Annotated in this window: 14 protein-coding genes; 3 read left to right on the top strand and 11 right to left on the bottom strand. The window is 75.5% G+C overall.

Going from position 1 to position 13699, the window contains the following annotated elements; translation table 11 throughout:
- Nucleotides 1–27: 27 nt before the first annotated feature.
- From GBN72_RS21655 to GBN72_RS34650, 4 genes are all read right to left on the bottom strand, one after another.
- On the bottom strand, nucleotides 28–1005 hold the full coding sequence (locus GBN72_RS21655; RefSeq protein WP_151773780.1) for a pirin family protein: 978 nt from the start codon (nucleotides 1003–1005) through the stop codon (nucleotides 28–30).
- A 234-nt stretch (nucleotides 1006–1239) separates the two neighbouring features.
- Nucleotides 1240–1737, bottom strand: a complete 498-nt coding sequence (locus tag GBN72_RS21650) for an SseB family protein (protein ID WP_151773536.1) — start codon at nucleotides 1735–1737, stop codon at nucleotides 1240–1242.
- A gap of 10 nt (nucleotides 1738–1747) precedes the next feature.
- The gene (locus tag GBN72_RS21645; protein ID WP_174887175.1) at nucleotides 1748–2836 is read right to left on the bottom strand and encodes a hypothetical protein; all 1089 of its coding nucleotides are present in this window, start codon (nucleotides 2834–2836) and stop codon (nucleotides 1748–1750) included.
- A 78-nt stretch (nucleotides 2837–2914) separates the two neighbouring features.
- Nucleotides 2915–3652 carry a hypothetical protein gene (locus GBN72_RS34650; RefSeq protein ID WP_174887174.1) on the bottom strand — a complete coding sequence of 246 codons (738 nt, stop codon included), beginning with the start codon at nucleotides 3650–3652 and terminating at the stop codon, nucleotides 2915–2917.
- A gap of 257 nt (nucleotides 3653–3909) precedes the next feature.
- Between GBN72_RS34650 and GBN72_RS21635 the strand changes: the two genes are divergently transcribed.
- The gene (locus GBN72_RS21635) at nucleotides 3910–5238 is read left to right on the top strand and encodes a PP2C family protein-serine/threonine phosphatase (RefSeq protein ID WP_151773535.1); all 1329 of its coding nucleotides are present in this window, start codon (nucleotides 3910–3912) and stop codon (nucleotides 5236–5238) included.
- A gap of 184 nt (nucleotides 5239–5422) precedes the next feature.
- Nucleotides 5423–6202, top strand: a complete 780-nt coding sequence (locus GBN72_RS21630; protein WP_151773534.1) for a mechanosensitive ion channel family protein — start codon at nucleotides 5423–5425, stop codon at nucleotides 6200–6202.
- A gap of 190 nt (nucleotides 6203–6392) precedes the next feature.
- Here the strand turns inward: GBN72_RS21630 and GBN72_RS21625 are convergent, their stop codons facing one another.
- Nucleotides 6393–6725 (bottom strand): DUF6401 family natural product biosynthesis protein, encoded by a 333-nt coding sequence (locus tag GBN72_RS21625; RefSeq protein WP_151773533.1) that lies wholly within the window; start codon nucleotides 6723–6725, stop codon nucleotides 6393–6395.
- A 111-nt stretch (nucleotides 6726–6836) separates the two neighbouring features.
- Nucleotides 6837–8507, bottom strand: coding sequence for a glycoside hydrolase family 13 protein (locus tag GBN72_RS21620; protein WP_151773779.1), 1671 nt, complete (start codon nucleotides 8505–8507; stop codon nucleotides 6837–6839).
- 504 nt (nucleotides 8508–9011) lie between these two features.
- Here GBN72_RS21620 and GBN72_RS34235 point away from each other — a divergent pair.
- A complete protein-coding gene (locus tag GBN72_RS34235) occupies nucleotides 9012–9176 on the top strand; it encodes a hypothetical protein (protein ID WP_164540789.1) in 165 nt (54 codons plus the stop codon).
- A gap of 40 nt (nucleotides 9177–9216) precedes the next feature.
- Here GBN72_RS34235 and GBN72_RS21615 read toward each other — a convergent pair whose 3' ends face one another.
- From GBN72_RS21615 to GBN72_RS21595, 5 genes are all read right to left on the bottom strand, one after another.
- The gene (locus tag GBN72_RS21615) at nucleotides 9217–10356 is read right to left on the bottom strand and encodes an ABC transporter ATP-binding protein (RefSeq protein ID WP_151773532.1); all 1140 of its coding nucleotides are present in this window, start codon (nucleotides 10354–10356) and stop codon (nucleotides 9217–9219) included.
- Between the two features lie 11 nt (nucleotides 10357–10367).
- Entirely contained in the window at nucleotides 10368–11225 is an 858-nt protein-coding gene (locus tag GBN72_RS21610; protein WP_151773531.1) for an ABC transporter permease, read from the bottom strand.
- On the bottom strand, nucleotides 11222–11956 hold the full coding sequence (gene modA / locus GBN72_RS21605; RefSeq protein WP_246212781.1) for a molybdate ABC transporter substrate-binding protein: 735 nt from the start codon (nucleotides 11954–11956) through the stop codon (nucleotides 11222–11224). The genes GBN72_RS21610 and modA overlap by 4 nt, the downstream gene beginning before the upstream one ends.
- 29 nt (nucleotides 11957–11985) lie before the next feature.
- A complete protein-coding gene (locus GBN72_RS21600) occupies nucleotides 11986–12390 on the bottom strand; it encodes a TOBE domain-containing protein (RefSeq protein WP_151773529.1) in 405 nt (134 codons plus the stop codon).
- 371 nt (nucleotides 12391–12761) lie between these two features.
- Complete coding sequence (locus GBN72_RS21595; RefSeq protein WP_151773528.1) at nucleotides 12762–13637, bottom strand: NAD(P)H-binding protein; 876 nt, start codon at nucleotides 13635–13637, stop codon at nucleotides 12762–12764.
- Between the last annotated feature and the right edge of the window lie 62 nt (nucleotides 13638–13699).

Below are 13699 nucleotides of genomic sequence, written 5' to 3'. Positions count from 1 at the left end.
GGGAGGACGGTGGGCGCTTCGCCGGCGTCAGGCGCCGGGGCCCTCCGCCGTCATCCCGTGCGCCGCCGGGATCCGCCCGAACCGGCCCTTCTGGAAGTCCTCGAAGGCCTGCGCCAGCTCCTCGCGGGTGTTCATCACGAACGGCCCGTACTGCTGCATCGGCTCCCGGATCGGCTCACCGCCCAGCAGCACGATCTCCAGGTCGGGGGTGTTCCCGTCCTGCCGCTCGTCGGCCCGGAAGGTCAGCGAGGAGCCCTTGCCGTACACGGCCGCCTGCCCCGTGTGGACCGGGCGCCGCTCCGCGCCCACCGTGCCGCGCCCGGCGAGCACGTAGGCGAGGGCGTTGAAGTCCTCCCGCCACGGCAGCGTGACCTCGGCGCCCGGTGCGACGGTCGCGTGGAGCATCGTGATGGGGGTGTGGGTGATGCCCGGCCCCTGGTGGCCGTCGAGCTCACCGGCGATGACGCGGACCAGCGCGCCGCCGTCGGGGGTGGTCAGCAGCTTGACCGTGCCGCCGCGGATGTCCTGGTAGCGCGGAGCCATCATCTTGTCCTTGGCCGGCAGGTTCACCCACAGCTGGAGGCCGTGGAAGAGACCGCCGGACATCACCAGCTGCTCCGGCGGCGCCTCGATGTGGAGCAGGCCGCTGCCGGCCGTCATCCACTGGGTGTCGCCGTTGGTGATCGAACCGCCGCCGCCGTGGCTGTCCTGGTGGTCGAAGGCGCCGTCGATGATGTAGGTGACGGTCTCGAAGCCGCGGTGCGGGTGCCAGGGAGTGCCTTTCGGCTCTCCGGGCGCGTACTCCACCTCGCCCATCTGGTCCATCAGGATGAACGGGTCCAGGTGCCGGTGGGCGATCCCGGCGAAGGCCCTGCGCACCGGGAACCCCTCGCCCTCGAACCCGGTGGGCGCGGTGGTGACGGTGAGCACGGGGCGGGCGACGGCCTCGGCCGGGGCGGTGACGCGCGGCAGGGCCAGGGTGTTCTCTACGGTCACGGCGGGCATGGCGGTGCGTACCTCCTGTGCGGCGGCCCCCAGGGTGGCGGCCTCCTCGGGCACCAGATTAGTTGATTGTTGAACTTTCTGCCAGGCGTGCCGGAGCCAGGCGTGCGGAAGGCCCGGGGACGGGGACGTCCTCCGGGCCTGGGTCCGAACGGCAGGGGCTGGCTGTGGGGCTGGCACGGCAGGGGCTGGCTGTGGGGCGCCGCGGGCGGCGGGGCCGGCGGCGCGCGGGACGGCTCAGGCGTACATGCGCCGCATCGCGTAGTCGACCATCTGCTCGACGGTCTGGGCGTCGAACACCATCCGGTGCTCACCCTCCATGTCGAGCACGAAGCCGTATCCCGAGGGCAGCAGGTCGAGCACCTCGGACCCGGTGATCGTGAAGTACTTGGACTCCTTGCCCGCGTACCGCCGCAGCTCCTTGAGCGAGGTGAACATGGGGATCACCGGCTGCTGGGTGTTGTGCAGGGCCAGGAAGCCGGGGTTGTCCCCGCGCGGGCAGTAGACCTTGGACGTCGCGAAGACCTGGTGGAAGTCCTCAGCGGACATGGTCCCGGTGGTGAAGGCGCGCACCGCGTCCACCAGCGAGGGGGGCGCCGCGGCGGACGGCTCGGGGTACAGCGGCTGCTGCTGACCGTACCCGCCGCTCATGCCGCCCATCGGCTGCTGCTGGTGCTGCTGCGGCGGCGGGGCGTACTGCTGCTGGGCGCCGGCGTTCGGGTCGTAGCCGTACATGCCGCAAAGACTAGTCAACGACCCGCCGCTGAAGCGACGGGTTCGCCGAGCGGGTGCCGGGCGGTGTGGGGGCGGCGGGACCGGCGGCGGCCGGTGACGTGGCCGCGGGGGTGGAGATCGCGGAGGTGGAGGCCGCGGGGGAGACGACCGCGGAGGTGGAGGCCGCGGAGGTGGAGGCCCCGCGCGAGGGCGCGGAGGTGGGCGCGGAGGCGGGTGTGCCGGGGGGCGGGGCGCCGCGCCGGGGGAGGGGGCGGGCCACCGCGCGGCGGCGGGTCAGCCAGGTGGCGGCGGCGACCAGGAGACCGAGGGCGAACAGGCCCCAGGCGACATGGCGCAGGGTGGTGGTGAGGGCGTCGTAGACGGCCGCGGCGGCGGGACGGGAGACGCCCGAGGGCAGGTCGGCGAGGATCGTCGCCCGGCCCACCAGCAGCGCGACCCCCAGCAGGGCGCCGCCGACCGCCGTGCCGAGGGCGGTTGCCGTCACCGCCCGGCGGCGGCGCACCGCCACGGCGATCCCGGCCACCGCCAGCACCCCGGCCGACACCGGCAGCCACACCCCGGCCACCTCCAGCGTGCGGAAGCCCTCGCGCAGCCGCCGCAGTTCGTCCGGCTCCAGCACGGCCAGCCGGGCGTGCCGCACCGGGATGCTCCCGGCCAGCGGTATGTTCCCGTCGGTCAGCTCGTGCCGGACCTGCGCGGTGATCGGTGCGAGGTCCACCGTGACCGGGCCGTCGTGCCGCTCCCGCAGCGCCTTCAGCACGGCCTCGTGGGAGGCCCGGTTGCCGGCGTCCCAGACCGCACGGAACGCCTCGGTCCGGGTGAACGAACGGACGGCGCTGTGCACGTAGGGCGCGGCGGACGGGGGCAGCCCCCGCCGCTCCGCCAGCTCGTGCATGATGCCCGCGCCCACCGTGTCCGCCACCGCCCCGCGCACCGCGGGGTCGGAGGAGAGCGGCGCCATGGTGGTGACGTAGCGCCCGGTGTCGGCGATCCCGTACGCCGCCCAGGCGGCCAGCGCCCCGAACGGCAGCAGGAGGCACGCCGCGGCGGTCAGGGCCGCCGACAGCACGTCACGCAGACGGCTCGTGCGGGGAGTCACCCTCCCAGGGAACGCCGCCCGTCCGGCCGGGGCGAGCGACGCGCGTCCGGCCGGGTGAGGCGGCGTGCCGAGGAGGCGTCAGTGACGGCGGCGCATCGCGCGGGCGACCTTGAACGTCCGCATGGCGAGCCGGAGGTTGCCGCCGCGCCGCCGGCCCCGGAGGGTGCCGTGCCGCACCGGCGGTTCGGGGGCGGCGGGTGCGGCGGGCTCCGCGGCCGTGACCGTGCCGCCGGCCGGACCGCCGGCGGTGCCGGGCGTGCCGGGCGCCGGGTACGCCCCGCTCGCGTAGGCCGCCGTGCGGGCGTCGTCCTCGCGTGGCGAGACCGGGTACGGAACCTCGTCCGGCCTGGGCGACCCCGGGGTCCGGCGGGTCTTCGTCCGGTAGAGGACCGAGACGAACACGCCCACCCCGAGGGCCGCGCCCATCACCAGGGAGCGGATCACGCTGGTGGCGGTGGTGCTCACCAGGTAGCCCATCGCGACGCCGGTGAAGGCTCCCCAGGCCACGGCGCGTATGCCGCGCGGCAGCCGCGGGGCGAGTGCCCGCATCCCCATCAGCGCCAGCATGAAGACCAGCGCCGTCATGAAGCCGTAGAACAGGTTCCAGCCGGTGATGGAGCCGCCGTCACGGGTGTTGGCCGCCGCCCAGTAGCCGTAGACCAGCCCGAGCGTCAGGGGCATGGCCCACATCATGATCTTGGTCCCGCGCTCGCCGAGCAGCCGCAGGTCCGCGCCGCGGCTCGCGTCCGCGCCCGGGTGCCAGGCGCCGGGAGGCCGGGACAGGGAGCCCCGTGGGGCGTGTGGCGCGTAGGTCATGGAAACGCTCCTCTCCTCCGGAAGCCGGTGCCTCGGGACCAGGGGGCGCGACGAGGACGTCGGCACCGGGGCCCCGGGACCAGGGCTTCAAGACTGGACCGGATGCGGCGGGCCCGCCGCGGCCTGTGGACACGGCCTGTGGACCAACTCCGGCTCCGGCTTCCAGCGGACACCCGTACGGGTGAACGGGCAACTCGGGAACGCACCTGTGTCCACCACCGGATGCAGCCCCCTCATCCTCGTGTTTCGCTGAAAACATGCAGTTCACGCCCCCGGCCGACGGAAGCGAAGACACCGGAGGCCCGGTCTACGACCCCGGGGCGCCGCGTTCCGTCTTCGTCCGCACGGGGCGGCTCGACCGGTTCCTGTACTGGCGGGGGTACGCCATCGGCTGGGTGTTCCCGGTGCTGATCGGGCTGGCCGGCACCGTCGTGGAGATCTCGACGCCCGACTGGTTCCGGGCGTCGTCCTGGCTGGTGCTGGTCCCCGGTGTGGCGGCCGCGCTGTGCAGTGTGCGGGCGACGGCGGTCCTGGCGGCGCTCGCGCTGGCCACCTACGGGGCGATCACGGTGTCGACCAGCCCGATGGTCAGCGTGTGGCCGGTCCTGGTGCTGCTCGTGGTCGGCAGCGTGCTGTCGATCCTCGCCTGTGCGGTACGCATCACCCACGCGGCCGAGCTGCTGCAGATGTCCGTGGTCGCCGACACCACCCGCCGGGCGGTGCTCCGCCCCTTTCCCCCCGGGCTCGGCGGCCTGGAGCACGCGGCGCTCTACATGCCGGCCAACAGCGAGGCGAGGGTCGGGGGCGACTTCTACGACATCCAGCCGAGCCCCTGGGGCACCCGGGTGCTCGTCGGCGACGTCCAGGGCAAGGGGCTGGAGGTCGTGGAGACCGCGGCCGCCCTGCTGGGCACCTTCCGTGAGGCGGCGTACCACGAGCGGTGCCTGACGACGGTGGCGTCCCGGCTGGAGATCCGGCTGAAACGGCAGGTCGCCTACCGGCTCGCCCTGGGCGCCGAGCAGGACCGGGACCGGTTCGCCACGGCCGTGATGATGTGCTTCCCGGCCGACGAGCCCAACATGGTGGAGATCGTCAACTTCGGGCACGAGCCTCCCCTGCTGATCAGCCCGTCCGGCGACACCGGCCCGCTGCCCGGCGCGCACGGCCTGCCGCTGGGCATGAGCGACGTCGCGAACCTGCCGCCGCCGATGCTGCGCGTCCCGATCCCCCTGGGGGCCACCCTGCTGCTCACCACCGACGGGGTCACCGAGGCCCGCAACGAGCACGACGAGTTCTACCCGCTCCGCGCGGAGGTGGTCCGGGCCGCCGCCCGCGACCCGGAGGCCCGCAGGCCGCGCGGCATCGTCCGGTTCGTGCGGGACGGGGTCCTGCTGCACGCCCACGGGCACCTGGAGGACGACACGACCATCTTCTCCGTCCGCCGCCCCCGCCCCGACGAGTCGCCGCCCTGGCCGTACACGGCGTGGCCGCCGGAGGAGGCCGCCGAGGCCGCCGGGGCCGGTGGGGCCGCCGGGGGCGGCGCGGAGAGCGAGGAGGGCCGCCCCGGGGAGGACGACGACGGGTGACGGTGCCGTGACGGCTCCCGGTGCCGCACCGGGGGCCTCACCCGGACGGAGGCGTGGGCCGGGCCGTGCGGCGGGTCCGCTGCTACGGATGGAGTGACGCGGGCGGACGGACGCCGGCCGGGCGGCGGCCGCTCCCCCGGCCGGGCCGCCCGGCTCGCCGGCACCCGGTGAAGGGAATCCGCTCATGGCCGCTCGACAGCTCGCCGTCGACCTCACCGCGGGCCTCGAGGACGCCTGGTCGAGGATCGCCACGTTCGTGCCCCGGCTGGCCGCCTTCCTGGTGGTGCTGGTCCTCGGCTGGCTGGTGGCCAGGACGGTCGCCAGGATCGCGGACCGGGTGATGCGGAGGCTGGGTTCCGAGCGGCTCGCCGAACGCGCGGGAGTGGACCGGATGCTGGGGGACGCGTCGCACGACACGACGGGGATCGTCAGCAGGATCGTCTTCTACGCGCTGATGCTGGTCGCGCTCCAGCTCGCGCTCGGCGTGTTCGGGGCGAACCAGGTGAGCACGATGATCAACGGCCTGGTGGCCTGGCTGCCGCGGGGCATCGTCGCGGTGCTGCTGGTCGTGGTGGCCCTGGCCATCGCCAACGGGGTGCGGAGCGTGGCCGGTTCGGCGCTCGGCCGGGCTCCCTACGGCAAGGCGGTGGCGACCGGCCTGTGGGCGGTCGTCGTGGTCCTCGGAGTGATCGCGGCGCTCGGTCAGGCCGGGATCGCCACGGGCGTCGTCCATCCGCTGCTGTACGCGGCGCTGGCCACGGTGTCCGGCATCGCCGTGGTGGGGGTCGGCGGTGGGCTGATCGGGCCGATGCGCTCGCGGTGGGAGCGGTGGCTGACGCGTGCGGAGCAGGAGGCCGCCGCGGCGCGGGGCGGGATCGCCGCGTACCGGGCCGGCCGGGAGGACACGCGCGCCGGCCGACGGCCCCGGCCGCACGACGACGCCCCGGCGACGGGTGACGGGTGACGGGTGACGGGTGACGGGGCCGGGTGACGGGGCCGGATGGCCGGTGATCGACGATCCGTGACCGGTGATCAGCGGCGGGGCCGGGTGAACGGGACCGGATGGCCGGTGACGGGGTGACGGGGCCGGAGGAGCGGTGACCGGCGACCAGGGCGGCGTGGCGGCGTGCTCGTGCCGCGCCCCGTCCGGGCGGTCAGCGCTCGCGCGGGTGGTCGGCCGCCGGTTCGAGGAGGTCGTGACGGTGCACGAGCCAGGTGATGGCGGTGAGGCGGCAGACGGCGAAGTCGTGGCCGGCCGGCTCACGCCAGTCGAGTTCCGCCAGGCCGTCGAGGAAGCCCAGGGCGTAGTCCGTGAGGTCGTCGCGGTCCGGGGCGGCGGGGGCGAGCGTGCCGCCCGGCCCGGCCGGGGACAGCCGGTCGCGCAGTTCCGCCACATGCTGGTCCACCGCCGCCGTGAAGCCCGGCTCGAACGCGAACTCGGCGAAGCGCGGCGTGTAGGCGTGGACGATCCGGGCCAGCGGGGACATGCCCTCCACGGTAGGTGGGAGAGCGGCCCCGTCAGGCCCCGGTCCGCCATGCAGTGCGTCACACGGGAAGCCGTTTCGGAGGCCGTCCCGGATTACCCCGGACCGCGTCCGTCACGCCTTGAGCCACACCGTCGTGTCCGGCGGCAGCACGGTGCCGCCGCCGTCCAGCGGCCCACTGGCCAGCAGGGTGCGCCCCGTCGGGAGGGGGACCGGCGTCGGACCGGTGTTGGCGACGACCTGCCAGCCGCCCGGCCGGGAGAAGTGGAGGACGCCGGGCGCGGCGCCGTCGAGCCAGGTCAGGGACTCGTCCGCGCTCAGCAGTCCCCGCCGGACGCGCAGCGCGGCCCGGTAGAGCTCCAGGGCGGAACCGTCCACCCCGTCCTGCGCCTCCACCGACAGCTCGGAGAACCACTCCGGCTGCGGCAGCCACGGCGTGCCGTCGGCGGACGCGAAGCCGAAGCCGAAATCCGCTCCGCCGCGCGTCCACGGCAGCGGTACCCGGCAGCCGTCCCGGCCCTTGCGCGCGTGCCCGGTCTGCTCCCAGATCGGGTCCCGCAGCACGTCGGCCGGGAGGTCGGCGACCTCCGGCAGCCCCAGCTCCTCGCCCTGGTACAGGTAGGCGCAGCCGGGCAGCGCCAGCATCAGCAGCGTGGACGCCCGCGCCCGCCGCAGTCCGAGCGCCGCGTCGACCGCCGGCTCGCGGCCGCCGGAGAGCAGCCAGGCGTCCGGGTCGGTGCCGGGCGGCAGCGCGAGGCGGGTGGCGTGGCGGATCACGTCGTGGTTGGAGAGGACCCATGTCGCCGAGGCCCCCGCCGCGCGGGCCTGCTCCAGCGCGGACGTGATCACCTCACGCAGCTCCTCGGCGTCCCAGGGCGTGCGCAGGTACTCGAAATTGAACGCCTGCCCCAGTTCGTCCGGCCGCGCGTACAGCACCCGGCGTTCCCCCGGCACCCACGCCTCGGCGACCGCCATCCGCGGCGGGGAGTAGGAGTCGAGGATCTTGCGCCAGTCCCGGTAGATCTCGTGCACCTCGTCCCGGTCGTAGAGGGGGTGCTCGCCCGGAGCCATGCCCTCCAACGCCTCGTCGCCGCCGGCCGCCAGGTCGCCGAGGTCGCGCAGCGGCTCGGTGAGGTCCTTGGTGAGGGCGTGCGCCACGTCGACGCGGAAGCCGTCGACGCCGCGGTCCGCCCAGAAGCGCAGGGTGGTGCGGAAGTCGTCGCGCACCTCCTCGTTGTCCCAGTTCAGGTCGGGCTGCTCGGGGGCGAACAGGTGCAGGTACCACTGGCCGTCCGGCACGCGTTGCCAGGCGCTGCCGCCGAACACCGAGTGCCAGTCCGACGGCGGCAGTTCGCCCCCGCGGCCGCGGCCGTCGCGGAAGACGTACCGGTCCCGGGCGGGTGAGCCAGGACCGGCCCGCAGTGCCTCCTGGAACCAAACGTGCTGGTGCGAGCTGTGGTTCGGGACGAGGTCGACGAGCACCTTCAGGCCCAGCCGGTGGGCCTCGGCCACCATCACGTCGAAGTCCTCCAGCGTGCCGAGGCGCGGGTCGACGTCACGGTAATCGGCCACGTCGTACCCGCCGTCGGCGAGTTCGGACGGGTAGAAGGGGCTCAGCCACACCGCGTCCACGCCGAGGGTGGCCAGGTGCGCCAGCCGGCGGGTGAGGCCCCGGAGGTCTCCCAGGCCGTCGCCGTCCGCGTCGGCGAAGCTGCGCGGGTAGACCTGGTAGATCACGGCCTGGCGCCACCAGTTGGGGTCCCGGGACGACAGGTCGGGGGTGATCGCGGGCTCCGTCGGCGCCGGCGCGTCCGTGCTGCCGGCGGTCGCGGGCCCGGTGGTCGCGGGCTCGGCGGGTGGGTTGTGCGAGGGTGTGGGACGAACGGTCACGAGGACTCCTGGGCGGCTCGGCTCGGGTACCTCCCTCCACTCTTCACAACGTGTGGACGACCGCGTTCATGCCGCGCGGGCGGCCCCGGAAATCCGGCCCGCGCCTCAGCCGTGCAGCGGCGGCGCGGCAGGTCGGGGCTGCCGCGCGCCCCACCGCCGGTACCGCCACCGGCCCTCCCACCGGTCCCGCCACCGACCTTCCCACCGGCCCTGCTGCGGGGCCGTGGCGGGCCTCGGATCCCGGCCGGGTCGCCGGGTTCGCCGGGTTCGTCCCCCTCGCGGCCGGTCGGTGCCGTCAACTCCCCAGGAAGCTCTTGCTGTTCGGTATGTGTGGCTCTAGGTTGAACCGCACGTTGATCGTCGTTCACACGCCGTTTTCCGAGCTTGACCGAGGTCGCCTTGATCCGACGTTCGTACGCGCGCCACCTGCGCGCCGTGGGTGCCGCGCTGGTGGCGGTGGCGGCGTTGGTCCTCGCCGCGTACCTGGGTCCCGCCGGCGCCGGTCCGACGGGCGCCGGGATCACCGGGACGGAGGCCGTCGACCAGCCCGCGGAACGGTTATGACCGTGGGGCGCCCCGCGCCCAGGAACGGAGGGACGCGTCCTCAGCGTGCCGGGTAGGCGTGTGTCTGCCCCGCCTCGACCGCGGCCCACACCTCCGCGCCCGGCGTCAGCCGCAGCTGCGCGGCGGAGACCGTCGTGAGGTCGGCCGCCATGGGCAGCTCGCCGGTGAGGTCCGCGCGGATCCGGTCACCGTGGGACTCGATCCCCGCCACCCGGCACCGCCACACGTTGCGCGCGCCGGTCCCCACCGGCCGCTCACCGTGCAGGGTCACCGCCGACGGGGGGAACGCCACGAAGACCTCGCCGGTCAGCTCCTCCGTCACCGTGACCGCCGCCTCCCGGCCGTCCACCCGCACGAGGTGGCCGGTCGCCTTCCCCCGGTAGAGGTTGAGGCCCACCAGGCGGGCGACGTAGTCGGTGCGCGGACGCCGGGCGATCAGGTCCGGGGTGCCCGTCTGGACCACCCGGCCGTCCTCCACCACCACCAGCCGGTCCGCCAGCACCATCGCGTCCAGCGGATCGTGGGTGACCAGCACCGCCACCGCCTCGAAGTCGTCCAGGTGCCCTCGGAGCGCGGACCGCATCTCCAGCCGGGTCCGCGCGTCCAGCGCCGCCAGCGGTTCGTCGAGCAGCAGCAGCCGTGGCCGGGTCGCCAAGGCCCGGGCCAGCGCCACCCGTTGGGCCTGGCCTCCGGAGAGACGGTGCGGCCGGGCGCCCGCGTGCGCGGCCAGCCCCACCCGCTCCAGCCACCGGGCGGCCTCGTCACGCGCCGCCCGTCGTGACATGTTCCGGCAGCGCAGACCGAACGCCACGTTGTCCAGCGCGGACAGGTGCGGGAAGAGCAGATAGTCCTGGAACACCACCCCCACCGGCCGCCGTTCGGCGGGCAGCGGTGCCAGCTCCGCCCCGTCGAGGCGCAGGTGGCCCTCGTCCAGCGGCGCGAGACCGGCCAGGGCGCGCAGCGCGGTCGTCTTGCCCGCGCCGTTGGGGCCGAGCAGGGCCACCACCTCGCCCGGCGCGGCGCTCAGGGCCACGTCGAGCAGGAAGTCACCGCGCCGGACGACCAGACGGGCCTCAAGACCGCCCGTCCCCTCGCCGCCGGTCCCGGTCGCGCCCGTCCCGCTCCCGCCCGTCACGGTCCGGTCCGCCCCGGGCCGGCCTGCCCCGCTCACGTCCGTCATGCTCCCGCCCCTCATCCGCCCATCCCCGCCGTCCACCGGTCCCGCATCGCGCCCAGCACCGCCACCGAGACCGCCAGCAGCACCAGGGAGAGCGCCACCGCGGCGGCCGGATCGCTCTGCAGGGCCAGGTAGACGGCGAGCGGCATGGTCTGCGTGCGGCCGGGGAAGCTGCCCGCGAAGGTGATCGTCGCGCCGAACTCGCCCAGCGCCCGGGCCCAGGCGAGGACCGCGCCCGCCGCCACGCCCGGCGCGATCAGCGGCAGCGTCACCCGCCGGAACGCGGTGAACCGGGAGGCCCCCAGGGTGGCCGCGGCCTCCTCGAACCGGGGGTCGGCGGCGCGCAGCGTGCCCTCCACGCTGATCACCAGGAACGGCATCGCCACGAACGCCTCGGCGACCACCACGCCCGCCGTGGTGAACGGCAGCGTCACCCCGAACCAGTCGTCCAGCAGCCGCCCCACCAGGCCGTCGCGGCCCAGCGCCAGCAGCAGCGCCACACCGCCGACCACCGGCGGGAGCACCAGCGGCACGGTCACCAGCGCGCGCACCAGCCGCCGGCCGGGGAAGTCGGTGCGCGCCAGCAGCCACGCCAGCGGCACGCCCAGCACCAGGCAGAGCGCGGTCGCCGTGGTCGCCGACAGCAGGGACAGCCGCAGCGCCTCCCACACCTGGGGGCTGCCGAGCTGCGCGGGCAGCTCGGCCCACGGCGCGCGCACCAGCAGCGCGACGAGCGGCAGCAGGAGGAACACCAGCCCGCCCAGGGCGGGCAGCAGCAGCGCCAGGGGCGCGCGTCCGAAGGGCCGCAGAGATCCGGCGACCCGCCCGGGGCGCCCGCTCCTCGTGGCGTCCCGGGGCCTGCCGCCGCTCACGGCGCCTCCGGTCCCGGCTCCAGGAACCCGGCCTCACGCAGCACGCGGCGGCCCTCGGCGGAGCGCACGAACGCCACGAACTCCGCGGCCCGCTCCGGCTGCGGCGCGTCGGCGAGGACGGTGATCGGGTAGCTGTTCAGGGCCGTGTCGGCCTCCGGGAACTCCACCCCGGCCACGGCGTCCCCGGCCGCTCGCACGTCCGTCGCGTAGACCAGGGCCGCATCCGCCTCCTTCAGCCGCACCTTGGTCAGCGCGCTCTTGACGTCCTGCTCGTACGAGGCGGGGCTCAGCCGGAGCCGGGCGGTGTCGAGCGCCTTGCGGGCGGCCGCGCCGCAGGGCACGGAGGCGTCGCAGAGCACGACCTTCAGTTCGGGGCGGTCCAGGTCGCCCAGGCTCCGGATGCGGTGCGGGTTGCCGGGGAGGGTGACGATCTGGAGGCGGTTGCGGGCGAACACCTTGGGCCGGCCGGACGCGCCGCCCGCCCGCGTGACGCGGGCCATGGTCGTCCCGTCGGCGGAGGCGAACACGTCGGCGGGGGCGCCGCCGGTGATCCCGGCGGCCAGCGTGTCGCTGCCGCCGAAGCTGAACTCGACCTCGGTGCCGGGGTGCCGTTCCTCGAACTCCTCGCCGAGGGCGGTGAACGACTCCTTGAGGGAGGCGGCGGCGAAGACGGTGACGGTCGGCTCCGGTTCCTGCGCTCCGCACCCGCAGAGCACCGCCGCCGCGGCCAGGACCGCGGCGGCCCACCGCGGGGCGGGCCTCACCGCTGCTCCGCGGCGCGGTCGACGTGGACGCTGGTCGCCTTGACCCGGGCGGTGGCCTCCACGCCCACCTCCAGGCCGAGTTCCTCGACGGCCTCCCTGGTCATCAGCGACACCAGCCGGTGCGGGCCCGCCTGGATCTCCACCTGGGCGGCCACGTCCCCCAGTCGCACGGCGGTCACGATCCCGGCGAACGCGTTGCGCGCGGAGGTGTAGGCGGGGCGGTCGTCGTCACCGTCCCGCGCCAGCTCCACCGCGAAGGCCGCCAGGTCGCGGCCGTCGACCACCCGGCGCCCGCCGTCGTCCCGCCGCGTGGTCAGCCGGCCGGCGTCCGCCCACCGCCGCACCGTGTCCGCGCTGACGCCGAGCAACCGGGCCGCCCGGCCTATGGAGTATTCCCGCATGTGCGCCAACATAGGTGGCGAAAGCCCGCAGACTCAAGCTCCCGAGGGGCACATCGCTCGCATCCGCGCCGCCTCCCCGCCCCGGTGCGCGCCGCGGGCCCGCGGGCCGCCCGGACCTGCGGCCACCCCGCGGGCCGCCAGGCCGCGCGTCCCGCCAGGCCGCGTTCCCGCCACCCCGCGTCCCGCCACCCCGCGTCCCGGCAGGCCGCGCTCCTGCCAGGCCGCGTTCCCGCCACCCCGCGTCCTGCCAGGTCGCCTTCCTGCCAGGCCCCGTTCCCGCCACCCCGCGTCCCGCTAGGCCGCGTTCCCGCCAGGCCGCGCTCCCGGCCGTCGGCGCGCGGCGTCGGCGCGCGGCCGTCGGCGCGCGGCCGTCAGTCGGCGTCGACCAGGCCTCGCATCGCCTCGGCGACCGACCACGGCATCGGTGTCGTCGGCCGCCCGATCAGCCGCGACAACTGACCCGTCACGCCGCCCAGCTGGCCCCGGGCGATCGACGCGTCCGCGCCCGCGATCAGCTCGGCCGCGAACCCCGGCAGCCCTGCGGCGGTGAGGGAGGCCAGGTACGCGTCGTAGGACATCGCGCGGTACGGGATCTCCCGCCCGGCCCGGCGGGAGACCTCCGCGGCGTACTCGGACAGGCTCCACGCCGTGTCGCCGCCGAGCTCGTAGGTCCGGTCCTCGTGTCCCCCGCGCTCGCCGGCGAGCACGGCCACGGCCGCGGCGGCGTAGTCCGCGCGGGAGGCGGAGGCGACCCGGCCGTCCCCGGCGGCCTGGGTGACCACGCCCAGGTGCAGCACCAGCGGAAGCCGCTCGGTGTACGCCTCGGTGCACCAGTTGGTGCGCAGCAGCGTGTACGGCACGCCGGAGGCCAGGACCAGCCCCTCCGTGCGCCGGTGGACGTCGGCCGCGCGGGCCTGCAGCGCCCCCGGCACGCTGGTGTAGGCCAGCAGCCCGGCCCCCGCGGCGGCCGCCGCGTCGACCACCGCGCGGTGCTGCGCCACCCGGTCCGCGGCCGGGTCGTCCGCCGGGATCAACAGCACGCGGTCACCGGGGCGGAACACGCCGATCAGGCTCTCGGGAACGTCGAGGTCGGCGACAGCGAGCCGTACGCCCCGCGCGGCGAGCGCCGCGCCCGCCCTGCCACTCGGCACCACCGCGAGCACGCGGTCCGCCGGGACCCGTTCCAGCAGATCCTCGATCACCCGCGTGCCCAGACTTCCGGTGGCCCCGGTCACAACCATGCGCATGGCCACAGAATCTCCCCCGTGCCCCGGAGGGTGCGCAAGTCCCGGCCGTGACACACGAAAGG

The sequence above is a fragment of the Streptomyces abyssomicinicus genome (genome assembly GCF_008974245.1).
Lineage (GTDB): Bacteria > Actinomycetota > Actinomycetes > Streptomycetales > Streptomycetaceae > Streptomyces > Streptomyces abyssomicinicus.
Note: the sequence above shows the minus strand (reverse complement) of the source record. Positions and strands in the feature narration are given on the sequence as shown.